Origin of the sequence: Streptomyces sp. NPDC102283, from assembly GCF_044766265.1 — a bacterium.
In the GTDB taxonomy this organism is placed as follows: Bacteria; Actinomycetota; Actinomycetes; order Streptomycetales; family Streptomycetaceae; genus Streptomyces.
Window position 1 is genome coordinate 197,514 of sequence record NZ_JBIWLQ010000009.1, and the last position, 24,196, is coordinate 221,709.

The following is a 24,196-nucleotide window of genomic DNA, read 5'->3' on the forward strand; positions in this document are numbered from 1 at the left end:
ACCCGTTAGCTTGCCAGCGCCTTGCGGATCTCCGCTACGAGCTGCTGAACGGGAGCGCGCCGCCGACCGGGCGTGAACCCCCGCTCAGGCGTGCTGTTCCGCTGGAGTGTGCGCGGTTACATCGACGCGGCAGCGGTCGCAGACGCCGGAGAGTTCCACGGTGTGTTCCACCTCGGTGAATCTCATGGTCGCGGTGCGTCGCGCAGGACGCCCACCTCCCACGCGCCGGAGCCCTGGGTCGCGGCCGGCAGGTGTTTCCGTGACGCGGAGCCGGCTGCGTAGTCCGCGGCGGTGGGAAGGCGGGACTCGAGGACGCGCGTGTCCGCATGCGTGAGCAGGCCCACGCCGGGTTCCTTCCCGGAGTCACCAAGTCGTTCTGGTAGCCGAGCCGTCCCGCGGGCCGAGCGGCGTGCCGGGGGTGGGCGCCTCCGGCACGAGGGCACCGCCGGTCAGGGCAGGTGGAGGAGGCTGAGTCGGTGGCCTTCGGCCTGGGGGAGCCGCTGCTCGGCGAGCGCGGAGACCATCTGCTGGTAGGAAGCGGGCAGTTCGGCGAGCAGGGGGCAGGGCAGGCTGGTGAGGGTGTGCGACGCCACCACCTCGGTTCCGGGATGCCCTTCCGTCAGGTCGGCCGGGTCGGGGCAGTACCAGTGCATACGCGCCTCGACCTTGCTGAGGGCGTCATGCTGTTCCTGCGTGTCGAAGAAGCAGGGGCCGGCGGTGTCGAGCGCGAGCAGGGAGCCCGGGAACCGGGCGTAGAGCGGGACGAGGAGCGTCTCCTGCACCCTTCCGAGATGCGGCTTCTCCCTGTCCATGGGCTGCCTCCCTGTCTGATGTGTGTACCGGACCGGACGGTGCCGTGGCTGCGACCACCGTCCGGTCCGGAGTCTCAGTGCTCCGACGCGCTTGCGAGGGGAGCGTGCTCGTGAGCGCAGCTCTCGTCGAACCCGTAGGTGTCCCACGCGGGGAAGGGGTCCTCGGCGGGCAGCTCTTCGTCCTCCCGCATGAGGCAGAGGGCCGGAGCGGCCGCAGCGCGTCCGTGTCCAGGTGCGTGCCGATGAACACGAGGTCCTGGGCGTAGCTGCTGTTGGCGGCACGGGCGGCGGACGGTTCGAAGGCCGGATCTCCGTACGGTGCGCGCACGACCGGAGGGACGCACCGTACGGAGCAGGGTCCGCACGATCGCCTTGCGGCGGTCATCCGGCCAGGAGTCGACGAGGGCCATCGGAGCGATGTCCTCGTCGGAACCGGTCCCGCCGGAGCGGGCCCCGGAGCACCTGTTCTCGATGCTCCGGGGCACCCTTCGCCGTCTGTGAGCCGTCTGCGAGCCGCCGGACTGCCGGTTCCCGTGGTTCCCCGGGGCCGGCGAGGGCAACATGTCCCGGGTCAGCTCCGTGCGCCGAGGGGCTCGACCTCGATGCGTATCTCCCGGGCCACCCGGTGAAGCAACTCCTCGTACTCAGTGGCGTCGTCGGTGCCGATGACGACGAAGACGCACCACTCCGAGGGGTGCGAGAAATCGACCACGTCACCCACCTTCCGGAGTCGCTGGACCCGTAGCACCCCGTCCACTGCGAGAATTTCCTCCGTGCTGGGGATCGCGGTGATCCGGCCGGGCGCGGAGGGGCGCAGGTGCAGGCCGCCGATGTGGCGCCGAGAGGGCCGGGCGGCCGGGATCTTGCCGTTGGTCATGGACTCGGCCAGGGAGCGGTAGATGTCCATGCCGGTGGCTTCGCTCAGCATCAGGGGGATCCAGGCGCCGGCGAGTCGCGTGGCGATCTCGGAGAAGACCAGCTCGCCGTCGTGGCGCTCGAACACCTCCAGATGCGTGACGGCCCGTTCGATGCCGAGCGCCCGGTTCACGCTCCGGTGCAGCTCCAGTACTCGTCGGTAGAGCTCGGGGGCGTCCTCCTGGGCGATCACACTGCTGCCGTCCAGCGCGAGGGTGGCGTCCGCGCCGCAGGAGATGCCGTCGAGGACCGTGAGCCGGTTCTCGTGGTACGCGCTGACCAGGAACAGCAGTGGCTCCCCTTCCTCCCAGAAGGCGTCAATGTGCAGCTCCCTGCCGACCACGAACTCCTCGGCGATGAGCTGACTGGTCTTCACGAACGGCGTGGCGCCGAGGCCGGCCAGCTTCGGGGAGAGCTCCTCGGGGGAATTCACCGCGAAGGTGCCGATGGTGCCGCCGCCGGAGGCCGGCTTGACCACGATCGGGAAGGTCAGCTGTTCGCGGACCGCCCGCAGATCCTGCTCGTCGGCCCGGTCCGGCAGGCTGACCCAGGCGGCGGTCGGCACGTCGGCGGCCGCCACCCGCTGCTTCATCAGCCGCTTGTCCCGGTACGCGACGTGTCGCAGCGGATCACCGGTGTCGCCCAACAGGGTGGACAGATAGCCGGCTCCGAACTGGCTGAACTCGGTGAAGCTGATGATCCGGTCTCCGGCGACACCCCGCAGCGAGAGGTCGGCCGCAACCGCGGAGATCTCCTCCAGGGAGTCGAACTCGCTGATCTCGTAGACTCGTTCGGCGTTGGCGAGCAGTTTCCGGTCGGGGTGCATGTGCTCGACATCGAAGGCGTCCAGGATCACGTACACCTCGAGAGAACGGTCAAGCAGCGAGCCGATCAGCTCGGGGTGCCACTTGCATACGACGATCTGCTCGGGTCGGGGCATGGTGGTCTCGATCATGGTGTTCCTCATGGGTTCGGCAGGGGGGCTGGTTCAGGCCATCTTGTAATGGAAGGCGGCCCGGACCCGGTCGGCGACCTCGGCCAGGCCCTCGACAGTCTCGGCGGTGATCAGCGCCTCCGTGAAGAAGTTCTCCTGGTCCAGCGTCAGCACCTCGTAGGAGTCGAACTGATAGCCGTCCACCACGCCCGGAATGCTTTTGATCTCGTCGAGTGAGGTGGCGCTCGCGACCCGGCCCAGCTGGTTGATCTCGAACGGCAGCTGCCCCAGCAGCTCTTCGTTCCGGGTGGCCACGGCCAGTTCCTCCGCCGCGGCACCGCCGAGCGACATCTGCACGATCGCCCGTACGGAGTCGATGCCGCAGGTCCGCAGGGTGGCGGGGCGGTAGAGGCCGCCGCCCGGCCGGGGGTTGATCTCCACCAGTTCCGACCGGCCGTCGGCGGTGACCCGGCCTTCCACATGCAGCCAGCCGCCGGAGATGCCCAGGCCGGCGCAGAGCGCGCTGATGTCGGCGGTCAGCTGCTCGACCCCACGCCGCACATGTGCCGAGGGCGGCGGGGAGATCTGCAGCCCGGCGTCGTGGTGGCGGGTCTCGTCGTGCTCTGTCTTCTCCACACTGAACAGGCCGCGGAAGCCGGTCGCCAGCAGCGGGCCGTCGATCGAGAACTCCGTTCCTTCCAGGAACCCTTCGACGATCACCTCCAGCTCCGGGGTGGCCTTCTCGGCGATCTCCCGCAGTCGTTCGGCGAGCTGCTCGGGATCGTCCGCGCGGTGGACCAGCCGGGAGCCCCCGGAGTCCCGGGCGGGCTTGACGATCACCGGGTAGTCGGTGACGGTCTCGATCGGGAACTTGGCCACCGGGCCGCCGGCGAACGGCATCGAGGAGAGCCCGAACCGGGCCATCTCCTCCCGGACCAGGACCTTGCTGAGCAGCACCTCGCGGTTGGCCTCACCGCCGGGCAGTCCGTAGTGCTGCGCTGTTTTGATCTGCCAGCCGATCAGCGGCTCCACCAGGTTGACCACCGCGGTCGGCCGGACGCCGGCAGCGTCGGCCGCCGCAACGAGGTCGCCGAACTCACCGCCGTCCCAGTCCACCACCAGATGAACGTCACAGGCGTCCCGATTGATGTCCTCCGGCTCGGCCGAGACCAGCACCGGCCGGAGGTCCATTTCGCGGAGCATCGCGGCCAGGATGCGGACGCCGCCTGCGAAGCGCTTCGAGAAGACAAGTACGTCGCGGGAGTCTGACATTCAATCAACGTCCTTCGTGATGAGTGGGTTTGACGGCTGTGCGGGGTTGGCGGAGGGGGCGACGGCGTCCGGCAGGTGCCGGAGGGTGCGAGGCACGGTCGTGCCGAGCGCTGTCCTGGTCATCCGGAGCCGGGCGCGCGCGTCGGCCTGCCGTAACAGGATGTCGGTGATCCTGCACAGTAGTCAGCCGGTCCCTCAGCGGTGACGTACGCGGAGATCATGAAGTGGTGGTCCGGTGGCGAGCGAGTGGTCGGTGACCACACGCCGACAGAACCCGGCCCGGACCATCCGGTCCTCAAGCGGTGGTCGGGTCCGCGATCACGTCCCGGAACAGCGTCGGTTCCGGGACCAGGGGTTCTCCAGGATCTCGATGCAGTGGCTCTCCGGGCTCTTCCAGGAACGAGGGGCGGGAGTCTTCGGAACGGACATGGGAGTCCTTCGCTTTGTGGCTCGACGACATTTGTCCGGGGATCCGCAGAACTCTCCGGCGCTGCGGCCGATTCACATGCTGCGCGTCGGTCAACCGAACAGCCAGGGTTTTGAGTTGCGTCCACCGGCCACGTCCTGTCGACGCCAGCCGGGCGGGAAGTCCGTGGAGCGGACACGGATTCCGGCCTGGCGTCTCGTATCGCGAGACCGGTTCGGCCGAGTGCGGGAACACGCCACGCAAGTGGGGCCACTGCCGTGTTCCCTGGGGCCCGGAGGTCGCGGGGGCCAGCACGTTCGCCGTGCTCCTGGCGCGGGTCGCCGACTCGTGGGTGACGGCCGTCGACGGGCTTCGCGCGGGCGACGCATACACTGCACGCTCACGAGAGATGCTGGTGGACCTGGAGGCGAAGTGACCACCGTTCCCGTCATCGAGGCCGAGGGTGCGACCGTCACGCTGGGCAACGTCACGCTGCTGGAGCCGACGTCGTTCGCGGTGATGCCGGGCGAGATCTGGTGCGTCATCGGCGGCAACGGGTCGGGAAAGACGACGCTCCTGCGAGCCTTCTTGGGCAGCCGGAGTCTCACGGGCGGTTCGTGTTCGGTGAGGGGCGAACGTGCCGACATGGCCGATCCGCTGCACCGACGCCTCGTGGCTTCCTTGGTCGACGCGATCCCGTTCGCCCGTGACATGACACTGCGCGAGCAGGTGACCCTGGTTGCCGCCTCCTGGTACGGCAACGGCGGGACGACCGCCGAAGCCGCCGAAGAGATCATCGAGCGGCTGGGGCTGTCCTCGCTGGGCGAGCGGTTTCCCCATCAGGTCTCTTCGGGGCAGCTTCAACTCTTCGGTCTCGCCATGACGTTGGTGCGCCCCGCAGACGTGGTGCTGCTCGACGAGCCCGAGCGGCACCTCGACAGCGACCGCGTCGACCTGGTGGCGACCCTGCTCACGGAGCGGGCGAAGGAGGGCACGGCCTTTCTGATCGCCACCCATGAGCCCGCCCTGGTAGAGGCGCGTGACGGCCGCGTGGAGCTGGGATGACGGCGGATACCCTCGCGGCACCCGAGCCCGACGCGGCCCGCGTCCGTGCCGTGCGGCAGCGTTATGCCCGTCGCGGTGACCGTGGCACGGTGCGTGGGCACGCGTACGCCCTCTACCTCGTCGCCCTGTTCGCCGTGTTCTACCTGGTGCCGGTGGTCCATGCCCGGAGCACGTCGCCCGCATCGGTCTCGTTGGGGTCTCTCACGGAGGCGGCGCCCCGGGCATGCGCGATCGCGGTGGCGGTGTGCTGGGGGGCGCAGATCGCCGGGCGGTTCTGGGGGCCCGTGGTGGTCCAGCCGTTCCTGCTGCACGTGTTCATGTCCACGGACATCTCGCCGACGCGCTACCTCGGCACGATCGCCCGGCGCAGACTGACGTACGTCGGTACGGCCGGACTGCTGGCGGCGTGCGCGGCGGCCTATCTCGCGACCGATCTTTTCGATCACCTCGATTCCGCGGTGCAGGGCGTCGCGTCCGTGGTGGGGCTCAGCGCCCTCGCTGCGTTCGCATGGCTCTGGGGCCAGGTACGGGCGTTGCGCGCCAACCTCCTGCTCGCCTCCGCCGTCTGCGGCACGGCCCTTGTGGTCGCCGGGGTGAGCCGAGCGGCTCCGGACAGCGGAGTGGGGCTGTGGCTTCTCGCCGGAGTGCTGGCGGCCACCGCGGCGATCGTGGGGCGGGCGGCACTCGGGGCGATCCGCACGGTCGACCTGGCCCGGATCGCCCGCGAGTCGGCCCGCGCCTCCCAGGCCCAGACCTACGCCTGGACCGGGACGCTCCATCACGCGCTGGATCTGTACCGGCCGGAGCCGCGCGGTTTCACCTCGGCCCTGATCCGTTCGGACGGGCGCCTGCGCGGATATCTGTCGCAGGGTGCGATCCGAGCGATGCGAACGCCCGGCCGCGCGGGCGCGGGGGCGGCGCTCCTGCTGATCGGCGCCTCCGCGCTGACGCACGGTGCAGGCGGGCGGGAGGACGGACTGGCGTGGTGGCTGTGGGCGGTGGGTGCGATGGCGGTGTACCTGGGATCGGGGTGGGTGGGCGAGACCTGGCGCGGACTGCGAGATGAGCTGACCCTGGCCCCGCTGTTCGGCGAGCGGTGGGGTGGGACCCTTGCCCGCACACTGGTCTGGCCCGTCGTCGCGGTGACCAGCGGTGCTCTCCTGGGTGGTGGGTCCGCGGTCGTCGCCCGGTGGGACCACCACAGCGGACACCTGGGTGAGACGGCCCTTCTCGTCGCGGGGTCGGTGGTCATGGTCCTGGGCGCCAGATTCCTGCGTGAGATGAAATGGCATCTTCCGCTCGAACTGCTCCTCCCGATCATCACGCCGCTCGGCGACCTCTCCGGGCTGCGTGTCATCGCCTGGCAGTTCGACGGGTTCGTCGTCGTGGTGATCGGCGTCGCCGTGATGGGAGCTCTCCCGTCCGCGGTCGGCGCGACGGCACTCGCTATCGGGATCGCCGCCGGCTGCGTCTGGGCAGGGCTACGCCGTACGGGCTGGGCGCACGGGGGGCTGTTCTCCCGCCTCAGCCGGGCGTAGCGCCGCCTGCGTCGTAGACACCCTGCTTGCAGCCCCGGTCTCCACAGGGTCGAGCGTTCAGCCCAACTGCGGGGGCGGCGTGTGCCGCGGCAACCGCGCACCCACCTGTTCCACAGCAGCGGCCCGCAACGCTTCCAGGAGAACACATCCGGGATACGTCCCGAACGCTCCGTACTCCCAACGGTAGTAGCACGACCAGTAGCTCACCACGCGTCGCTCGGTACGGGCGAAGAAGGCCGGGTTACGAGCGATGAAGTCCCCGTAGAGACGACGCTGGGCCGAGCCCGGCTCCGCCAGCCCGGGGAGTCCGTGGGCGATCGACGTGATGATCTCCAGCACGTATTCGCCGACCAACCGCACCACGAACGGGACCGCCCACGACTCACCCGACGCCACGATCCGTTCGAGGTGCCGCTGGCGGACCCGGCCATCGTGGTGCCGGGAGTACAGACAGTGCAGAATCATCTGCTGGGTTTCGGACAGGGCCCGCCCGCACTCGGTGCCCGGCTCCTCGTTGTAGACGCGTGACGGGATGGCGACGGTCTCCCCCTGCACCTCGACCTCGAAGGGCGTCATCGGTGCGGTGACGGACTCCGGCATGACGGCCAGGACACGCCGAACGTCATCCGCGAGACGGAGCGGAAACGCCGCCGTCAGGGCGTGCGCGACGTTCGACGGATCCCGTTGCACCTGCATAAGCAGAAGGGTAGGTGCACCTTGGGCCACGGGCTCTGCCGGTACGGTGATCGCCTGCCGCGTGGAAGGTCCATGCGTCCGGCCGGCCCGTGCGAGGGATGCCGGTGGCGAGCGAGGGGACCGTGATGAGCGAACTGACGAAGCCCGGAGTCGAGGTTCCGGAGGGCGACGCGCCCACGGAGCTGACGATCCGGGACCTCGTGGTGGGAGATGGGCCGGAGGCGCAGCCGGGCCGGGTCGTCCAGGTCCACTATGCAGGGGTCACGTTCGCTTCCGGAAGGGAATTCGACTCCTCCTGGGGACAGGACCGGCCGTTCAAGTTCGCTGTGGGCGGTGGCAGGGTCATCAAGGGCTTGGACCGGGGAGTCAGGGGGATGAAGGTCGGCGGTCGCCGCGAGATCATCGTTCCCCCGCGTCTCGGCTACGGCAAGCAGTCGCCCTCGGCGTCCATCCCAGCGGGCTCGACGCTGATCTTCGTCGTGGACCTGCTGACGGTCGTGGGCGGGCCCACCGGGGCGAGGTCCGGCTCGGCCTGAACGCGATGCGGGTGCCGGAGCCAGGGGGAACGTGAGGAACCGCGACGAGACGCCGGCCGAGCGGGGATGTCCCCTCGGCCTTCGTGGAGCTCGCCAGTGGCGTCCCGCCGGCGAGCCTGTCCCGGTCAGCGTCCGCGGCTTCGCCGACCCGCAACTGAACGACGCCACCAAGACCCTGGCCCCGGACGGGTATATCCGGCGCTGTCGGCCGCCTCGGCCGGCTTCGCCGACAACCCCACCCACGGCCCTCGCCGCCCTTCGGGGCCGGGTCCAGATACAGACCGGTGAGGACAACAAGATCAAAACAACGTGTTGAGGATCTGCAAGCCCTAAGGGGGTGATCAGGCTGGTCAAGGCCCACGGGAGCGATCTTGTTCATGCCACCGTGTTGGTTCTCAGCCGTTCCGCCGAGAGTGATTTCCTGCTCACACTGCGTGCTGCGACGCTCTGGTCAGGTCGACACCGTGCCGACCAGTGAGGGGACAGCCATGTCCGAGACCACGCCCAACTCAAAGGGTCCCGCCAAGGTGCAGCTCACGCCCGAGCAGCTGGCAAGCTTCGGCCAGACCTCCACCCCGGAGGCGACGGCGTTCAAGGAACCGAGGCTGGTCCCGGCCGATCAGGTCGAGCCCGAGGACATCGGCAAACTGGCGATCGAGTACCGGGACGGTCGGCCCGTGGTCGTCGTAAGTGATGGGAAGTACGTCCCGTCCGAACTCCCCGTTGTGAACAGCTCCGGCACGACATACACGGCCCGATTCGCATGGGTGAACGGCGTGGCGCAGCTGCACACGCCCGACCCCGCGCCGCCTCCGCCGTGCAGGCGGCTCCGGAGGAGGGTGTCACGATCGGAGTCGGTGGAAACAGCCTCCCCCTCGGCTCGATCAACAGGCCCGACGTCGACACGCTGTACTCAGGAGCGCTATTAGATCTCACCGACCACACGCGCCAGTCCGGACAGCCGGCAGACCAGCCCTCGCGAGTCGACACGGCGTCCCGGAACGGACCTCTCACAGCCCGCGGTAGTGGTCATGTCCCGTGCGGGGACCAGCGCGTTCCCTCTCGTCTTGCCCTTGATCAGTACCGATGCCGACACTCCAGAACCTCTGGTTCTGAGGGTTGGGAGACCGCCGGGCCGGAGCGGCCCGGCGGCGGGGGGGGGGGGGGGGGGCCCCCCCCCCCCCCCCCCCCCCCCCCCCCCCGCGGGGGGGGGGGCGCCCCCCCACCCCCCCCCCCCCCCCCGCGGGGGGGGGGGGGGGGGGGGGGGGGGGGGGGGGCGGGGGGGGGGGGGGGGGGGGGGGGGGCCGCCCCCGGCGGGGGGCGCCCCCGACCGCGTGGTCAGACCAGGTCGTAGCGGTCGAGGTCCATGACCTTGCTCCAGGCGGCGACGAAGTCCGTCACGAACTTCTGCCGCGCGTCGTCGCTCGCGTAGACCTCGGCGAGGGCACGGAGTTCGGAGTTGGAGCCGAAGACCAGGTCCGCGCGGGTGCCGGTCCACTTGACCCGGCCGGTCGCGTCGCGCGCCTCGAACTCGTCCTGCGTCGACGACGTCGACTTCCACGTGATGCCCAGGTCGAGCAGGTTCACGAAGAAGTCGTTGGTCAGCGTGCCCGGACGGTCGGTGAGGACGCCGTGCTTCGACCCGCCGGAATTGGCGCCCAGCACGCGCAGACCGCCGACCAGGACGGTGGTCTCCGGGGCGCTCAGCGTCAGCAGGTTGGCCCGGTCGAGGAGCAGGTACTCGGCGGGCAGGCGGCTGCCCTTGCCCGCGTAGTTGCGGAAGCCGTCGTACACGGGCTCCAGGGCGGCGAAGGACTCGACGTCCGTCTGGTCCTGCGTGGCGTCGACCCGGCCCGCGCTGAACGGCACCTCCACCTCGACACCGGCGTCCTTGGCCGCCTGCTCGACGGCCGCGTTGCCCGCGAGGACGATCAGGTCGGCCAGCGAGACCTGCTTGCCGCCCTGGGCGTTGAAGGACTCCTGGACACCCTCCAGCGCCCGCAGGACCTGGGCCAGCTCGTCCGGGTCGTTCGCCTCCCAGCCGCGCTGCGGCTCCAGACGGACCCGGGCGCCGTTGGCGCCGCCACGCTTGTCGCTGCCGCGGAAGGAGGCGGCCGAGGCCCAGGCGGCCGAGACGAGCTGCGCCACCGTCAGGTCCGTGGCGAGCACCTGCTCCTTGAGCGCGGCGAGGTCCGCGGCGTCGAGCGGCTCGGTGGTGCGGGCGGGCAGAGGGTCCTGCCACAGCAGGACCTCGGAGGGCACCTCGGCGCCCAGGTAGCGCTGGATCGGGCCCATGTCGCGGTGCGTCAGCTTGTACCAGGCGCGCGCGAAGGCGTCCGCGAACGCGTCCGGGTTCTCGTGGAAACGGCGCGAGATCTGCTCGTACGCCGGGTCGAAGCGCAGCGACAGGTCGGTGGTGAGCATCTGCGGCTTGTGCTTCTTCGACGCGTCGTGCGCGTCCGGGATGGTCGCCTCCGCGTCCTTGGCGACCCACTGGTGCGCACCGGCCGGCGACTTGGTCAGCTCGTACTCGAAGGCGAAGAGGTTGTGGAAGAACTCGTTGCCCCACGTGGTCGGGGTGCTGGTCCAGGTCACCTCCAGACCACTGGTGATGGCGTCCCCGCCCTTGCCCGTCCCGTACGAGCTGCGCCAGCCCAGGCCCTGCTCCTCCATGGAGGCGCCCTCGGGGTCCGCGCCGACGCTCTCGGCCGGGCCCGCGCCGTGCGTCTTGCCGAAGGTGTGGCCACCGGCGATGAGGGCGACGGTCTCCTCGTCGTTCATCGCCATCCGGCGGAAGGTCTCCCGGATGTCGCGGGCGGCCGCGACCGGGTCCGGATTGCCGTTGGGGCCCTCGGGGTTGACGTAGATCAGGCCCATCTGGACCGCGCCGAGCGGGTTCTCCAGCTCACGGTCGCCGGTGTAGCGCTCGTCGTCGAGCCAGGTGGTCTCCGGGCCCCAGTAGACGTCCTCCTCCGACTCCCAGACGTCCTCGCGGCCGCCGGCGAAGCCGAAGGTCTTCAGGCCCATGGTCTCCAGGGCGACGTTGCCGGTGAGGACCAGCAGGTCCGCCCAGGACAGCGCCTGACCGTACTTCTTCTTGACCGGCCACAGCAGACGGCGGGCCTTGTCCAGGTTGCCGTTGTCCGGCCAGCTGTTCAGCGGGGCGAAGCGCTGCTGACCGGCGCCCGCGCCGCCGCGGCCGTCGCTGATGCGGTACGTGCCCGCGCTGTGCCAGGCCATCCTGATCATCAGCGGCCCGTAGTTGCCGAAGTCGGCCGGCCACCAGTCCTGCGACGTGGTGAGCACCTCGGCGATGTCCCGCTTCACCGTGGGCAGGTCGAGCGCCTGGAAAGCGGCCGCGTAGTCGAAGTCCGTACCGAGCGGGTTCGCCACGGCGGGGTTCTTGGCGAGGATCTTCAGGTTGAGGCGGTCCGGCCACCACTGGCGGTTCCCGCCGCCCTGAGTGGGGTGCGGCGCGCGGCCGTGGGCCACGGGGCAGCCGCTCGCCTGGGCCTCGGGCACCTCGGGGACGGCCGTCTCGGGCGAATCCGGGGTGACGGGATCGAAGACATGCGACTCGTGGTTCTCGGTCATGGCAATCCTTCCGGACCCGGTGGGTCGTGGGGGCGCTGAACGGGGGAGGAGGATTCGGTCCGTGCAGAGGGGGCACGATGTAGGCCAGGCCTCGCCGAGGTCGCCCGAACGTCACCCGGACCAACCGGACCGGACGGTCCCGGGCGGTGCGACGAGGACGGCGCCCGGTCGGCGCCGCGCGGTCGACCGACGGTGTCCCACCGCGCTTCTCTGCTGCCGTACCGGAGTCTTCCTGTCTCTTGGATGTCGCCGGGATCGATCCTACAATGGACTTCGTCCAAGTCAAGAAGTGCGCTAAAACGATAATGGCCGGGGCGCGGCGGCGCCGGATTCTTTCGGCGCCGCGCGTCCCCCGCGAAGCGGAGCAGGTGACGAGATGAGCGACCTCCTTCAACGGCTACGGGGCCGTCGCTGGCGGTTGACCTCGCAGCGACGTGTCGTCGCGGAGGTCCTCGACGGCGACCACGTGCACCTGACGGCCGACGAGGTACATCTGCGGGCCGCGGCCCGACTGCCCGAGATCTCCCGCGCGACCGTCTACAACACGCTGGGGGAACTCGTCACGCTCGGCGAGGTGCTGGAGGTCTCCACCGTGGGCCGGGCCAAGCGCTACGACCCGAACGCGCGCCGCCCCCATCAGCACCTGGTGTGCTCCGGCTGCGGCATGGTCCGCGACGTCCACCCGGTCGGCGACGCCCTCGGCGACCTGCCCGAGACCGAGCGGTTCGGGTTCGCCGTTGGCTCGGTGGAGATCACCTACCGGGGCCTCTGCCCGGCCTGCGCCTGACCGTCTGCGCGCGTCAGCCGGACGGCTGCGCGGAGCGGAGCACGAGCAGGGTGATCTCGCTGGGGGCGAAGACGCGGAAGGGCGGGCCCCAGAAACCGGTGCCGCGACTGGTGTAGAGGAGGGTGCGAGCGCCGTGGCGGCTGAGGCCGGCGACGGTCGGCTGGTCGAGGCGGACCAGGTGGTGGAAGGGCCAGATCTGGCCGCCGTGGGTGTGGCCGGAGAGCTGGAGATCGATGCCGTGGGCTGCCGCGCGGCCGATGAACTTGGGCTGATGGGCGAGGAGGAGGACGGGCAGATCGGGGTCCGCGCCGTGGAGCGCCCCGGCGAGGTGGGCGCGGTGGCCCGCCAGTCCGGAGGACTCGGCGGTGACGTCGTCGACGCCGGCGACCACGAGGGTGTCACCGCCGCGCTCGAGCAGCAGGTGGCGATTGCGCAGCGGCTCCCAGCCCAGCTCGCCCATCAGGTCGACCCAGCCCTGCGCCTCGCTGTAGTACTCGTGGTTGCCGGTGACGTAGACACGGGCCCGCGTCGCCCGCACGGTGCCCAGCGGAGCGGCCTGGGCGCGACGGCGTTCGGCCGTGCCGTCCGCGATGTCGCCGGTGTGGCAGACCAGGTCTGCCTCCAGGGTGTTCACCGTCTCGCAGACCCGTGCCGACCAGCGGGCCCGGTCGAGCGGACCGTAATGGGTGTCGGTGATCAGGGCGACCCGCGTTCCGTCCAAGCCGGCTCCCAGGCGCGGGAGCCGTACGTCGAGGCGGCGCACCCGCGGCACACGCCGGGCCTCGGCGTACCCCCAGGCGAGCAGCACGGCGGCGACGCCCAGGACGCTCCAGGTGACGATGCGCGCCCGGTCCTGCCCGTCACCGACGCCGGCCGCGGTCAGGGCGGTCCGCAGCAGGACGCCGAGCAGTACGGACCAGGTGAACAGGACCCAGATGCCGCCCAGCAGCGTGTCACCGACGATCGCCGCCCGGTCCTGCTGGCGCCGGCCGTGGCCGCGCACCATCGCGAGCGGCATCCCGGCCAGGCCGAGGACGAACAGCGCGGTGCCGGTCAGGGTGACGGGGAGCGGCCATCGCTGGCCCGTGTGCAGAAGAACCCAGCACGGCACGGCCCACAGCAGGACGGGGGCGATCAGAGGGACGTAACGCATCAGCCGCTGCAGGCGGCTCCGTGGCGCCTCCTGCGCTTCGCCGGCGGCGGATCGGGTGTCATTCGTCTCGGTCACGCTTCCCCTCCTGAGGTTTCTGTCGGTGGATCGTGCCGTATCCGAGCCGGGTGGTGGCTATCGCGCACACAGTCGTCGTACCAAACGTCCGCCGGCGGCCCGACATGATCCGCCGCCCATCCCCTGACTCTCCGGCTCTCCCCGACTCCGCTCCGGCCTCACCTGCCGGAGCCTCTTGGCCGGCCCATTGTGCGCCGTCGCGGAAGGGCGCCGCCTTTCAGGGCTCGGCAAGCCGTTGAGGGCGACACTCGGGCGACGGCGCGGACCTCAGGGCGCCCGGGCGGTCTCGGGGTAGCGCCCGCCGCCTCCGGCACGACGGGCGATCACGAGAATGGCCGGTCCCTTCGGGAACAGCGGGCCCGGTCGGCGCGGTTGCACCGTTCAAGGGACCGGCGCCGTGCGGGCGGGGGACACGGGGGCCGCAGGGGCGTCCGCCCCGTCGGGATCCGAGCCCTGGGATCGCGGAACACGCGCCCGCCGTCGACCCGGACCACAACGTATCTCTGCGGGAGGACCTCCTCATGACCGACCGGCCCTTGACCCTCATGGCCGTGCACGCGCACCCCGACGACGAGGCCACCGGGACCGGAGGAGTTCTGGCGCGGTACGCGGCGGAAGGCATCCGCACGGTTCTCGTGACGTGTACCGACGGCGGTTGCGGTGACGGACCGGGGGGTGTCAAACCGGGTGGCCCCGGACACGATCCGGCCGCCGTCGCCTCGATGCGCCTTCGGGAGCTGAAGGCGAGCTGTGACGTCCTCGGGGTCAGCGATCTGGAGACGCTGGACTACGCCGACTCCGGAATGATGGGCTGGCCGAGCAACGAGGCCCCCGGATCGTTCTGGCAGACCCCGGTGGAGAAGGGTGCCGCCCGACTCGCGGAACTCATGCGGCACTACCGCCCCGATGTCGTCGTCACCTACGACGAGAACGGCTTCTACGGCCACCCCGACCACATCCAGGCCCACCGCATCACCATGGCGGCGCTGGAGATGACCGAGCTGACGCCGAAGGTGTACTGGACGACGATGCCCCACTCGACGATGCGGCGGTTCGGGGAGGCCATGCGCGAGTTCCACGAGGACATGCCGGAGCCGGATCCCGCCGAGACCGCCGCGATGGCCGAGATCGGCCTCCCCGACGACGAGATCACCACCTGGGTGGACACCACCGCCTTCAGCGGCCAGAAGTTCGACGCCCTGGCCGCGCACGCCAGCCAGGGCGAGAACATCTTCTTCCTCAAGATGGGCAAGGAGAGGTTCGGCGAGCTGATGGGCATGGAGACCTTCCTGCGCGTCCAGGACCCCACCGGCGCGGCGGTACCCGAGAAGGACCTCTTCGCGGGGCTCCGCTGATCCGTCCGCCCCTCAGCCCCGTGGACGTACCGCGCCCCTGCGCCGAAGACGGACCGGTGCCTATGCGGTAGGCGTACCGGCGCGCATGTCCGCGCCGTACGTCGTGCGGTAGTCCGGGACGACGATCCGGCTCGTCGGGGACTCCCGGTGGACCTGGGCGGCGAACCCGCTCAGGTCCATCACCGGGTCGCGGCGCGGAGGTTCGCTCAGCGGCTCCTCGAAGTTGTCCCAGTGGACGGGAACGACGACGCCCGGACTGTCCAGGGCGTGCAGCAGCCGCGACGTATAGCGGAACGTGGCGGCGCTGGACGGCACGGCGACCATCGCGAGGTCGGGGCTCAGGCCCCGGACGGCTTGCTCGGAGAAGTCGCTGGCGCCCATCAGGAACGCCGACGGGCCGCCGCTCCCCACCGTCACCTGGAAGGCCAGGGTGTCGCCCTCCGGCAGATCGGAGATGGTCCTCGGCGCCGCCGCCGGGGGAGCGTTCAGCGTGCCCGGGGCGAAGTACGTGTGCCGCTTGTTGCGGCTGTGCAGGCTCGACACGATCTGGACGGTGATTCCGTCGAAGTCCAGGACCTCGCCGCCCTTCACCACCGAGATCTGGTCGGGGTCGACTCCGAACGCGACCAGTAGATGGAACGTGGTCTCGGTGCCGACGATCCGCGCGCCGGTGGACTTGGCGATGTGCGGCACGTCGGCGACGTGATCCCAGTGCGAGTGGCTGACCAGGACGATCTCGGGGCTGCCGACGTGCTCCCGCACCAGACCGTGGTCGGACCTCAACTTCGTGTCCGGCTTGAGCCCTCCGTCGAACAGGCCGGTCTTGAACCGGGTGATGTAGGGGTCGAAGAGCACCGTCCGGCCGCCGATGTCGATGCGCCAGCCGGAGGTGCCCAGCCAGCGGAAGGACGCCGAACCGGCCGTTGGTGCCCCGTGATTCGCGGCGGCGGCGCTGGTGGTGGTCGTGGCGGAGAGCAGAGGGGCCGCCGCGCCGATGGCGGCGCCGCGCAGCACCGCGCGCCGCCCGAATGCCTGGATGCGCCGCTTCGGACGCTGTACGTCTGTGTCCTCGTTCATGGCGTCAGGAGATCAGGGCACGACCCCTCTCGTCCAAGATCAAAATCCGGGTGCACTCATACGCGAACACATATGCGCACAGGTCAGAAGCCCTTGCCGCGCAGGAAGTCGACGCCGATCCGGGCTGTGGCGCCGATCGCGGCGTCCACCGCCGTACGCGAGGCGGCCAGCTCACGCGTACGGGCGAAAACGGCGACCGCGTAGTGACGGCCGTCGGGATAGCGGACGACCCCGGCCTCCATATGCAGGCCGGGCAGGGTTCCGGTCTTGGCCGCGATCGTCACCTCGTCGGGAAAGCCCGAGACCAGCCGGTGCCTGAAGGCTTGACGGCTCATCAGTTCACGTACCCGGGCGCAGGCTTCCGGCGGGCCGGCCCCGTCACGCCAGACGAGACGCAGCAGCCTGGTGATGTCCCGGGGTGTGCTCGCGTTGGTCCGCAGCGGATCCAGCACGCCCAGGCGCCTCTTGCGTTCGTCCGGCAGCGCGGGGTACCGGAGGGCGAACTCCGCCTCGTCGCGCGCGCCGACCTCGGCGAGCATCGACTCCAGCACGTCACGGGGGCCACCCACGACGCGTGTCCTGTCGAGCCCGAGTTCCTCGGCGAGAAGCCGCACCGTGTCCAGGCCGACGCGTGCCAGCAGCAGGTCCGCCGCCGAGTTGTCGCTCACCGAGAGGGCGAAGAACGCCAGATCGCGCAGCGACAGCTCGACGTCGTCCGCGCAGCCCGCCGTGCCCCAGCCGCCGAGGCGGTCGGCTGCCGTCACCCGCACCCGTTCCCGCGGGTCGAGCTGGCCGGCGGCCACCTGGCGGGCGAACTCCAGGACCAGCAGCACCTTGAAGACCGAGGCGATCACGACGGGTTCGTCGGCGCCGACGGCCACCTCCCCGACTGCCACCTCCCCGGCGCCAGGTTCCCCCTCGACGGGGACCGCGTGCAACAACCCCTCGGCGCCCGCCCCCGCGAACACCTCGCGGATTCGTTTCTCGACCATCGGTTCGCCCCTCGCATAAGGTCTCTGACTGTGGATCTCTTGCGCCACCTGCGTATCTTCGTCGCCGTCGCCGACGAGCTGCACTTCAGCCGGGCCGCCGACCGGCTCGGCATGGCCCAGCCGCCCCTCAGCCAGGCGGTGCGCAGGCTGGAGAAGGACCTCGGAGCCGCACTGTTCGACCGGTCGCACCGCCAGGTCCGGCTCACCGCCGCCGGCATGGTGCTGCTGGACGAGGCCCGTGAGCTCCTGTCCCGCGAGGAGCGGTTGCGGACACTGGCCCGCCGCGCCGGCGACGGCGGCCTGGGCACGCTGCGCGCGGGCGTTCCTCCCGACACCACGGTCTCCACGCTGTCCGCGCTGCTCTCGGCCTGTGCGGGGCACTCCCCGGGCCTGTCCGTCGATCTGCAGGAGATCACCACCGAGGAACAGCTGCGGCTGCTCGCTTCCGGCGGGCTCGACGTCGGCCTCGTCCACCAGCCCGTGGACGCCACCGAGCTCCGCCTCGGGCCGGAGGTGCGCGCGGAGCTCGGTGTCGTACTTCCCCGCACGTCACCGCTGGCCCGGATCCCCGAAGTGGCGCTCGCCGAACTGTCCGGCCACGATCTCGTGCTCTTCCCCCGTGCCCAGGCCCCCGGCTGGTACGACCGGATCCTCGACTCCTGTCGTGCCGAGGGCTTCGTGCCCGGCCGGGTCCGGCACGCGTCCAACCCCGAGTTCCTGCTGGCCCTCGTCCACGCGGGCCACGGCGTCGCCTTCGACCAGGGCCCGGTGGCCCGCAAGGAGCCGCGCGTGCTCTGGCGCCCCCTGGCGGGCCGCCCGCTCACCAGGCGGACGACCGGCGCCTGGCCCTCCGGTCGCTCCGCGCACCCGGCCGCACCGCACTTCGCGGAGCTCGCGGCCGGTGTGCTGGCACGCGACCGCACCACGACGCCGCACCACGACACCGGCCCACGCCCGTCGGACGGACCTCCCCGCCCATGGTCGGTGGTGTACGACGAGCCGAACCGACGCGGCCCCGTCCCGCGGCCCTGACGCGGTGCTCCGGCCGCTCAACCGATGTCCTGTTCGCATTCGAGCGCCGCGGCCCGTTCCAACGTGCGGTAGCGGTCGAGTGCCCGTGGATCCCCGACCTGTTCGGCCGCCGCGAGTGCGGCGTCGAGGACTCCGTCCATCCAGAGCCGGGCGATCCCCCGCAGATGCTCGTCGCTCACGGCGAGCCGACGACGAGCCGCGGCGTCGTCCGGTGTGTCCGCGACGACGAGGAGGCATTCCTTGGCGAAGTGCCGCCACAGCCCCGCCCGCAACCCCCGCTTGTCGGCGGGCATGACGTCCCGCGTCTCTTCGAGTGTTCGCCACGCACCCGTCGTGTCGCCGGACCGTCGTTGCAGTCGGCCGAGGGTGAGCAGGTTGAACGCCGCTGCCGCCGGTGGAGCGTCGCTGACCGCGATGACCTCTCGCTGCACCGCCACGGCTTCGGTGAGAAAGCCGAGTCGGTCCAGGTGATGCTGGAGCGTGTTGAGCGTGTCCTCGGTGCGTGGCTCGCCCGCCGCCCACGCGGTCATGAACCGGCGGGACGCTTCCCGCTCGCCCAGGCCCGCGGCGTGGTGGGCCCATGATTCGAGGCTCTCCCCGGCCGGGTCGGAGGGGAACCGCGCACGTTGTTCGTCGAGCCACTGCTCGACGGCCGTGTCGGTGTGGCGATCCGAGGTGATGTCGTCCAGGATGCGGCCACGATCGGGGTGGTCGCTCGCGCGCACGGTGTCCACCGCAGCGGCGACGCCCCCGGTCAGAAGATGGTAGAGGTGATAGCCGAGAGCGGTGTCGAAGCTGATGTTCTTGGCGGACCAGTGCAGCCACAGGTCCTCCGCCTGCCGGTGCTCCGCGACCAGGAAGCCTGCCAGCGTCAGGTCCGAACCCAGTCCCCAGGGCACGATCTCCCGGTAGTACGTGCTCTCCTGCTGGAGGAGAAACCGCACGAGCCGCAGGTCCTGAGGGCGACGGTCGTACTGGAGCGCCCACAGAACGCTCCGACGGGCGGCCTTGCCGCGGTCGATCGCCCGCCCTTCGGCGGTGCGGTCCTCGGAGAAGGCCAGATCGGGCCAGGTCTCCGGGCCCCGCCGAGCCCGCTCGAGATCTCGTCTCGGCGCACGCAGAAGCCGCTCCCGCTCGGCAGGGAAACCCTCGGCAGGGAAACCCTCGGCAGGCAAACTCATCGTTCTTCCTCTCGCTCGGTCCTCGGCCCCTTTGCCCGTCACGGGGCCCCTGAGCTTTCCAGACCGCCGAGTAGCTGCCGACTGCCGGCCATCGCGCTCAGCGTGCGACCTGTAAGCGATGAGGGCGAGGTGATGGGCAACCGCAGCTGTTCCGGTTCCGTGGCCACGGAGTCATGGGCGGACACCAGCGGCAACGGGAAGACGACCGCGACGCTCCGGAGCGGAGACCCGCGCGGCATCGCTGAGACGTACGCGGAGCAGCACTGTGACGCGGCACTCCGGAACGCCCCGGGCACAGCCGCTGTCTGTCAGCGCGCCCGGAACGAGCGCCGCGGTCGACCGCACCGTCGTGGGCGGCGGCGTACACGGCCGGTGTCTACCGCCGGGGTTTGCCCGCGAAGACCCACCGGTTGCCGGCCAGCGCGTCGTTCCGCTCGGGCAGTGGGCCGCGTCCGTGCAGGCGGGTGAAGTCGAAGGGGGTACGGACCGAGGTGGACCAGCCCCTGTCCGTCAGTTCCCCCGCGGAGTCGGGCCGCGGGTTCCGGTCGAACAGGTCCAGCAGGTCGATGCCGATCTGCTGTGACGTGGCCGTGTAGAGCGGACTGTGGCGGTACTCCAGCAGATCCTTGTCGAGCTTGACCTCGAAGGCCAGCGCGCTTCCCTCCGCACTCAGCCGGTCCACCGTGTCGATGAGGTAGGTCTCGGCGGCGGGCGGCAGATAGAACAGCAGGCCCTCGACCAGCCAGACGCTCGGCGCGGCGGGGTCGAAGCCGGCGCCGGGCAGGGCGCCGGCCCAGTCGGCGCGCAGATCCATCGGGACCGCTACGCGTGCCGCCTTCGGGGTGGCCGAGAGACCGTCGAGCACCTGGTGCTTGAACGCCAGGACCTCCGCCCGGTCGATCTCGAAGACCACGCAGCCGGACGGCCATTCCAGCCGGTACGCACGCGAGTCCAGCCCCGCCCCGAGAAGGACGACCTGGCGGGCGTTCCCCGCGTGCACCGACCGGAGGAGGAAGTCGTCGAGGACTCGTGTCCGCAGTCCGAAGTACCGGGCGAACCGACCCCACAACGGGTTCTCGTCCCCGTCCGGGACCTCCCGCGGGTGGACCGGCCAGCCCTTGGACGCCGGAGCGCCGAGCACGAAGTGCTCCGCGAAGACGTCCTGCGCCAGGCTGTCGGGCCGATGCGTCTCGATGGCCCGTGCCGCGGCGACCAGAAGAGCGGTCGCGCCGATCCCTCCTGCCACACCCTTCACACCGTCGTTCCGGTGCGCCGTGTCGACCATGTGAACTCCCTTGGTGGTGATGGAGGGGACTGATGTCGTTGGAGACGGGTGATGCTGACGGAGTCGGCTGGAGACGACGAGCGGCGAGCCGTGCGAAGGAAGAGTCCGCTGAACAGCGCGGTGCTGACCTACGGAATGAGGACCGGCTTCACCACACGGCCCGCGTCGCAGTCGCGCTCCGCTTCGTTGATGTCGGCGAGCGGATACGTACGGATCAGCTGGTCGAAAGGGAACCGCCCGGCCTGCCACAGCCCGGCCAGCCGGGGGATCAGCAGCGCCGGCACCGCGTCCCCCTCGCAGATGTGGGAGATCTTCCGGCCCCGGTCCAGGGCCCCCGGTTCGAGCGGCAGCACGGTGTGCCGCCGTGCCACCAGGCCCAGATGGCCGGTCGGGCGCAGCGCCCGGAGCGCGTCGTTGATCAACCGGGCGGAACCCGTGGTGTCCAGGGCGTACTGCGCGCCGCCGCCGGTCAGCCGCCGGATGCGGCCGGGAAGGTCGGACGAGGCGGCGTCCAGCGGGACCGCGTGGAACCGCTCGGCCTGGGCCAGCCGTTCGGGGTGCCTGTCGACCGCCACGGCGAGGGCCCCGGAGGCGCCGGCCGCCATGACCGCGGCCAGGCCCACCGCTCCGGCGCCGAAGACCGCGACGGTGTCTCCGGGGCCGGCGCCGAAGGAGTTGAGGACCGCCCCGGCACCGGTGAGGAAGCCGCAGCCGAGGGGGCCGAGCAGTTCGAGGGGGAGAGAGGTGTCGACAGGCACGGCGTTGCGGGCCGGGACCATCGCGTACGCGGCGAACGAGGACTGGCCGAACCACCGGGGCGCCAGCGGCTCCCCGGCCGTGTCGGTGAACCGGGCCGCGTTCTCGGCGCGTCCCCCGAAGAGGTTGAGCGCGGCGAACCGGTCGCAGTAGGCGGGGGCCCCGCCCAGACAACTCCGGCAACGCCCGCAGGAGTCGAAGCTCAGCACGACGTGGTCGCCGGGCCGCAGGCCGGTGTTCGGGCCGCCCGTCTCCACCACCACCCCGGCCCCCTCGTGGCCGAGCACCGCCGGCAGCGGTGAGCGGCCCGCCGAGCGGCGGACGGCGAGGTCGGTCCGGCACAGCCCGCAGCCCGCGATCCGCACGAGGATCTCGCCGTCGGCCGGCCCCGCGCCCAGAATCACCTCCTCGACGGCGAACGGGTCCTCGTAACCGCGCAGTACCGCCGCGACGAACCTCATCGTCAGGCCTCCCGGGGACGGTGGACGACGAACGGCCGCAGATTCCCGTACAGCCCCCACGGCCCGCCCGCGACGCCGACGCCGCTTTCCTTGATACCGGCGAAGGGCTGGGCGAGGGACAGTTCGGCGTGGTGGTTGATCCACGCCGTCCCGCACTCCAGCCGCCCGGCGACCGCCTCGGCCCGGTCCAGGTCGGTCCCCCACACCGATCCGCCGAGACCGAAGCGGGTGGCGTTGGCCGCCTCCACGGCCTCGTCGAGGCTTCCGTACGGCAGGACGGGCAGGACCGGGCCGAACTGCTCCTCCGTCACCACCGGGTCGTCGGCCCGCACATCGGCCAGGACCGTCGGGGCGTAGAAGTAGCCCGGCCGGTCCAGGCGGTGGCCACCGGCCACGGCCCGGGCCCCGTCCGCCAGGGCACCGGCCGTGTACCGCTCGACCCGGGCCAGTTGGGCTGCGTTGTTGAGGGGCCCCAGCTCCGTGGCCGGGTCGAGACCGGCTCCGACGACCACGCTCTTCGCCCGTTCCGCGAGGGCCTCCACCACCCGGGCGTGGAGCCTGGCCGGGGCGTAGACGCGCTTGACCGCCATGCAGACCTGCCCGCAGTTACGGAACGCCGCCCAGAACAGCCGGTCCGCGATCCGCTCCACGTCCACGTCGTCCAGCAGGACGGCGGCGTCGTTGCCGCCCAGCTCCAGGGTGACCCGGGCGAGGCCGGAGGCCGCACCCGCCGTGACGGCCCGCCCGGCGGTGACCGAGCCGGTGAAGGTGACATGGCGGATTCCCGGATGCGACGCGAGGCAGGCGCCGAGCGGTTCGCGCCCGGTGACGACCGTCAGCACGCCCTCGGGGAGGGCGGCGGACAGGACGGACGCCAGCAGCCGGGTGGCCAGCGGCGTGAAGGGGGAGGGCTTGAGCACCACCGTGTTGCCCGCCGCGAGCGCGGGCGCGAACTTCGCCGAGGCGAGCTGGAGCGGGAAGTTCCACGGGACGATGGCGGCGACGGGCCCGAGCGACCGCCAGCGGACCTCGCTGTGCACCGCCCGGCCGTCGGTGATCGTACGGGGTTCGGGGACGCATTCGGCGAACCAGCGCAGACGGGCCGCCGTGCGGGCGACCTCCGCGTACGACTCGGCCAGCGGTTTCCCCTGCTCACGGGTGAGCAAAGGAGCGAGGTCCGCTCCGGCCGCCTCCACGGCGTCGGCCGACGCGAGCAGGGCGCTGGTGCGGGCGGCAGGGTCGGCCCGCCATCCGGGCCAGGCCTCGTGGGCGCGGCCGACCACCGCGTCCAGCTCCCTCGCCTGCTGGTCGGGAACCTCGTCGAAGGGCTCGCCCGTCGCCGGATCGAGGACGGTGAAACGCTCACCGCGGGGTGCGGGACCGGGGCGGCGCGGCTGCGGCTCCACGCCGGCGGTCAACTCGCGGCCGGGGTGGCCGGGAGCTCCCGGGCGTGTCGGTCCATCTCCGCCCGGAAGGCGGCCACCAGCCGCGGCTGGATCCTCCCGCTGTCGCGGTTCCCGCCCTCGCAGACCGCCCCGCGCACGCCCACGATGTCCGTCCCGATACGGGTCAGCGTGGCGAGGTCCGCCGCCTTGACGCTGCCCGCGAGCGCGGCGAGCAGACCGGCCTCATGGGCCAGCCGCACGAACTCCCCGCAGGATTCGGGCGACACATGGTCGAACAGCCGGGTCCCGTCCTTGATCGCGGTATCGAGCATGGCCGCGTCGGATCCGGAGCGGCGGGCGATGTCGGGCAGCGCGAGCGGGTTGACGCAGCCGATCCGGTGGGCGTCCGCATAGCCCGACGCGACGACGAACGCGTCGGGCCGGAAGTCCTTCACGGCCCGGACGACCCCCCGCATGACGTCGATGGCCTGGTCGGGCGTCGTGCATCCATAGAGCCCGACCTTGATGTAGGTGGCTCCGGAGACAGCCGCGCCGAGCGCCGCCTGGGCCACCGTGCCGGGCTTGTACGGTACGTCTCCGACCGTCGCGGACACCGGCTTGTCCGCCGGGACCGCTTCGCGGATCTCTCTGATGACCCACGGGAAGTTCGCGCCGAGCGACCCCTCGTCGGGCTTCTTGACATCGACGATGTCGAGATGCTCCGCCGCCTTCGCGCACGCGAGAGCTTCCTCGACACCGTCCGGGGAGATGAGAAGCAGCAACGTGCATTCCTTCCACCGCGTGTTCACCCGCCGGACGGCAGGTGCGCGGAGCAGCCGGGATCTGGTGCGGTCGGCTCATCCTCGCGGCGCCGCACGGGCCTCGGCAG

Annotated in this window: 20 protein-coding genes and 1 pseudogene; 8 read left to right on the forward strand and 13 right to left on the reverse strand. The window is 71.2% G+C overall.

Going from position 1 to position 24,196, the window contains the following annotated elements; all coding sequences use genetic code 11:
• Positions 1–314 precede the first annotated feature (314 nt).
• Positions 315–383, forward strand: a pseudogene (locus tag ACIRJT_RS19795) (30S ribosomal protein S14); the annotation flags it as partial.
• A 66-nt stretch (positions 384–449) separates the two neighbouring features.
• On the opposite strand, the gene ACIRJT_RS19800 reads toward ACIRJT_RS19795, so the two are convergent.
• The 3 genes from ACIRJT_RS19800 to ACIRJT_RS19810 all read right to left on the reverse strand — a co-directional run bounded on the left by ACIRJT_RS19800 (position 450) and on the right by ACIRJT_RS19810 (position 3,933).
• A complete protein-coding gene (locus ACIRJT_RS19800; RefSeq protein ID WP_403910866.1) occupies positions 450–812 on the reverse strand; it encodes a hypothetical protein in 363 nt (120 codons plus the stop codon).
• A gap of 571 nt (positions 813–1,383) precedes the next feature.
• Entirely contained in the window at positions 1,384–2,682 is a 1,299-nt protein-coding gene (locus ACIRJT_RS19805) for an ATP-grasp domain-containing protein (RefSeq protein ID WP_403910868.1), read from the reverse strand.
• Positions 2,683–2,715: 33 nt separating this feature from the next.
• Complete coding sequence (locus ACIRJT_RS19810) at positions 2,716–3,933, reverse strand: acetyl-CoA carboxylase biotin carboxylase subunit family protein (protein ID WP_403910870.1); 1,218 nt, start codon at positions 3,931–3,933, stop codon at positions 2,716–2,718.
• An 838-nt stretch (positions 3,934–4,771) separates the two neighbouring features.
• On the opposite strand from ACIRJT_RS19810, the gene ACIRJT_RS19815 reads away from it, so the two are divergent.
• Entirely contained in the window at positions 4,772–5,404 is a 633-nt protein-coding gene (locus tag ACIRJT_RS19815; protein ID WP_403910871.1) for an ATP-binding cassette domain-containing protein, read from the forward strand.
• Positions 5,401–6,942: a hypothetical protein gene (locus ACIRJT_RS19820; protein ID WP_403910873.1), complete on the forward strand. Its 1,542-nt coding sequence runs from the start codon at positions 5,401–5,403 to the stop codon at positions 6,940–6,942. The genes ACIRJT_RS19815 and ACIRJT_RS19820 overlap by 4 nt, the downstream gene beginning before the upstream one ends.
• 57 nt (positions 6,943–6,999) lie before the next feature.
• Here ACIRJT_RS19820 and ACIRJT_RS19825 read toward each other — a convergent pair whose 3' ends face one another.
• Positions 7,000–7,638 carry a hypothetical protein gene (locus tag ACIRJT_RS19825; protein WP_403910875.1) on the reverse strand — a complete coding sequence of 213 codons (639 nt, stop codon included), beginning with the start codon at positions 7,636–7,638 and terminating at the stop codon, positions 7,000–7,002.
• 125 nt (positions 7,639–7,763) lie between these two features.
• Here ACIRJT_RS19825 and ACIRJT_RS19830 point away from each other — a divergent pair, with 125 nt between their 5' ends.
• Together ACIRJT_RS19830 and ACIRJT_RS19835 are read left to right on the forward strand one after the other, a co-directional pair.
• Positions 7,764–8,174 carry an FKBP-type peptidyl-prolyl cis-trans isomerase gene (locus tag ACIRJT_RS19830; protein ID WP_403910877.1) on the forward strand — a complete coding sequence of 137 codons (411 nt, stop codon included), beginning with the start codon at positions 7,764–7,766 and terminating at the stop codon, positions 8,172–8,174.
• Positions 8,175–8,662: 488 nt separating this feature from the next.
• Entirely contained in the window at positions 8,663–9,103 is a 441-nt protein-coding gene (locus ACIRJT_RS19835; RefSeq protein WP_403910879.1) for a hypothetical protein, read from the forward strand.
• A 409-nt stretch (positions 9,104–9,512) separates the two neighbouring features.
• On the opposite strand, the gene katG is transcribed toward ACIRJT_RS19835, so the two are convergent.
• Entirely contained in the window at positions 9,513–11,768 is a 2,256-nt protein-coding gene (katG, locus tag ACIRJT_RS19840) for a catalase/peroxidase HPI (protein WP_403910881.1), read from the reverse strand.
• 376 nt (positions 11,769–12,144) lie between these two features.
• On the opposite strand from katG, the gene ACIRJT_RS19845 reads away from it, so the two are divergent.
• Positions 12,145–12,555: a Fur family transcriptional regulator gene (locus tag ACIRJT_RS19845; protein ID WP_403910883.1), complete on the forward strand. Its 411-nt coding sequence runs from the start codon at positions 12,145–12,147 to the stop codon at positions 12,553–12,555.
• A gap of 13 nt (positions 12,556–12,568) precedes the next feature.
• Here the strand turns inward: ACIRJT_RS19845 and ACIRJT_RS19850 are convergent, their stop codons facing one another.
• The gene (locus ACIRJT_RS19850) at positions 12,569–13,783 is read right to left on the reverse strand and encodes a metallophosphoesterase (protein ID WP_403910885.1); all 1,215 of its coding nucleotides are present in this window, start codon (positions 13,781–13,783) and stop codon (positions 12,569–12,571) included.
• 521 nt (positions 13,784–14,304) lie between these two features.
• On the opposite strand from ACIRJT_RS19850, the gene ACIRJT_RS19855 reads away from it, so the two are divergent.
• Entirely contained in the window at positions 14,305–15,138 is an 834-nt protein-coding gene (locus ACIRJT_RS19855) for a PIG-L family deacetylase (protein ID WP_403910887.1), read from the forward strand.
• A 60-nt stretch (positions 15,139–15,198) separates the two neighbouring features.
• On the opposite strand, the gene ACIRJT_RS19860 is transcribed toward ACIRJT_RS19855, so the two are convergent.
• A complete protein-coding gene (locus ACIRJT_RS19860) occupies positions 15,199–16,215 on the reverse strand; it encodes an MBL fold metallo-hydrolase (protein ID WP_403910889.1) in 1,017 nt (338 codons plus the stop codon).
• 83 nt (positions 16,216–16,298) lie between these two features.
• Positions 16,299–17,207, reverse strand: coding sequence for a serine hydrolase (locus ACIRJT_RS19865; protein ID WP_403910890.1), 909 nt, complete (start codon positions 17,205–17,207; stop codon positions 16,299–16,301).
• 39 nt (positions 17,208–17,246) lie between these two features.
• Here ACIRJT_RS19865 and ACIRJT_RS19870 point away from each other — a divergent pair, with 39 nt between their 5' ends.
• Positions 17,247–18,239 carry a LysR family transcriptional regulator gene (locus tag ACIRJT_RS19870; protein WP_403911113.1) on the forward strand — a complete coding sequence of 331 codons (993 nt, stop codon included), beginning with the start codon at positions 17,247–17,249 and terminating at the stop codon, positions 18,237–18,239.
• Positions 18,240–18,256: 17 nt separating this feature from the next.
• Here ACIRJT_RS19870 and ACIRJT_RS19875 read toward each other — a convergent pair whose 3' ends face one another.
• The 5 genes from ACIRJT_RS19875 to ACIRJT_RS19895 all read right to left on the reverse strand — a co-directional run bounded on the left by ACIRJT_RS19875 (position 18,257) and on the right by ACIRJT_RS19895 (position 24,089).
• Entirely contained in the window at positions 18,257–19,420 is a 1,164-nt protein-coding gene (locus ACIRJT_RS19875) for a hypothetical protein (protein ID WP_403910892.1), read from the reverse strand.
• Between the two features lie 376 nt (positions 19,421–19,796).
• A complete protein-coding gene (locus ACIRJT_RS19880; RefSeq protein WP_403910894.1) occupies positions 19,797–20,705 on the reverse strand; it encodes a class I SAM-dependent methyltransferase in 909 nt (302 codons plus the stop codon).
• Positions 20,706–20,833: 128 nt separating this feature from the next.
• Positions 20,834–21,922, reverse strand: coding sequence for an NAD(P)-dependent alcohol dehydrogenase (locus ACIRJT_RS19885; RefSeq protein ID WP_403910896.1), 1,089 nt, complete (start codon positions 21,920–21,922; stop codon positions 20,834–20,836).
• Between the two features lie 2 nt (positions 21,923–21,924).
• Positions 21,925–23,328, reverse strand: a complete 1,404-nt coding sequence (locus ACIRJT_RS19890; protein ID WP_403910898.1) for an aldehyde dehydrogenase family protein — start codon at positions 23,326–23,328, stop codon at positions 21,925–21,927.
• An 8-nt stretch (positions 23,329–23,336) separates the two neighbouring features.
• Positions 23,337–24,089 carry a (5-formylfuran-3-yl)methyl phosphate synthase gene (locus tag ACIRJT_RS19895; protein ID WP_403910900.1) on the reverse strand — a complete coding sequence of 251 codons (753 nt, stop codon included), beginning with the start codon at positions 24,087–24,089 and terminating at the stop codon, positions 23,337–23,339.
• Positions 24,090–24,196 lie beyond the last annotated feature (107 nt).

What these genes read in the sequence shown, in the direction of transcription:
- ACIRJT_RS19810 (WP_403910870.1), bottom strand. Translation starts at nt 3,933, where the DNA reads ATGTCAGACTCCCGCGACGTACTTGTCTTCTCGAAGCGCTTCGCAGGC.
- ACIRJT_RS19845 (WP_403910883.1), top strand. Translation starts at nt 12,145, where the DNA reads ATGAGCGACCTCCTTCAACGGCTACGGGGCCGTCGCTGGCGGTTGACC.
- ACIRJT_RS19885 (WP_403910896.1), bottom strand. Translation starts at nt 21,922, where the DNA reads ATGAGGTTCGTCGCGGCGGTACTGCGCGGTTACGAGGACCCGTTCGCC.
- ACIRJT_RS19865 (WP_403910890.1), bottom strand. Translation starts at nt 17,207, where the DNA reads ATGGTCGAGAAACGAATCCGCGAGGTGTTCGCGGGGGCGGGCGCCGAG.
- ACIRJT_RS19805 (WP_403910868.1), bottom strand. Translation starts at nt 2,682, where the DNA reads ATGATCGAGACCACCATGCCCCGACCCGAGCAGATCGTCGTATGCAAG.
- ACIRJT_RS19860 (WP_403910889.1), bottom strand. Translation starts at nt 16,215, where the DNA reads ATGAACGAGGACACAGACGTACAGCGTCCGAAGCGGCGCATCCAGGCA.
- ACIRJT_RS19835 (WP_403910879.1), top strand. Translation starts at nt 8,663, where the DNA reads ATGTCCGAGACCACGCCCAACTCAAAGGGTCCCGCCAAGGTGCAGCTC.
- ACIRJT_RS19825 (WP_403910875.1), bottom strand. Translation starts at nt 7,638, where the DNA reads ATGCAGGTGCAACGGGATCCGTCGAACGTCGCGCACGCCCTGACGGCG.
- ACIRJT_RS19875 (WP_403910892.1), bottom strand. Translation starts at nt 19,420, where the DNA reads ATGAGTTTGCCTGCCGAGGGTTTCCCTGCCGAGGGTTTCCCTGCCGAG.
- ACIRJT_RS19880 (WP_403910894.1), bottom strand. Translation starts at nt 20,705, where the DNA reads ATGGTCGACACGGCGCACCGGAACGACGGTGTGAAGGGTGTGGCAGGA.
- ACIRJT_RS19855 (WP_403910887.1), top strand. Translation starts at nt 14,305, where the DNA reads ATGACCGACCGGCCCTTGACCCTCATGGCCGTGCACGCGCACCCCGAC.
- ACIRJT_RS19830 (WP_403910877.1), top strand. Translation starts at nt 7,764, where the DNA reads ATGAGCGAACTGACGAAGCCCGGAGTCGAGGTTCCGGAGGGCGACGCG.
- ACIRJT_RS19800 (WP_403910866.1), bottom strand. Translation starts at nt 812, where the DNA reads ATGGACAGGGAGAAGCCGCATCTCGGAAGGGTGCAGGAGACGCTCCTC.
- ACIRJT_RS19820 (WP_403910873.1), top strand. Translation starts at nt 5,401, where the DNA reads ATGACGGCGGATACCCTCGCGGCACCCGAGCCCGACGCGGCCCGCGTC.
- katG (WP_403910881.1), bottom strand. Translation starts at nt 11,768, where the DNA reads ATGACCGAGAACCACGAGTCGCATGTCTTCGATCCCGTCACCCCGGAT.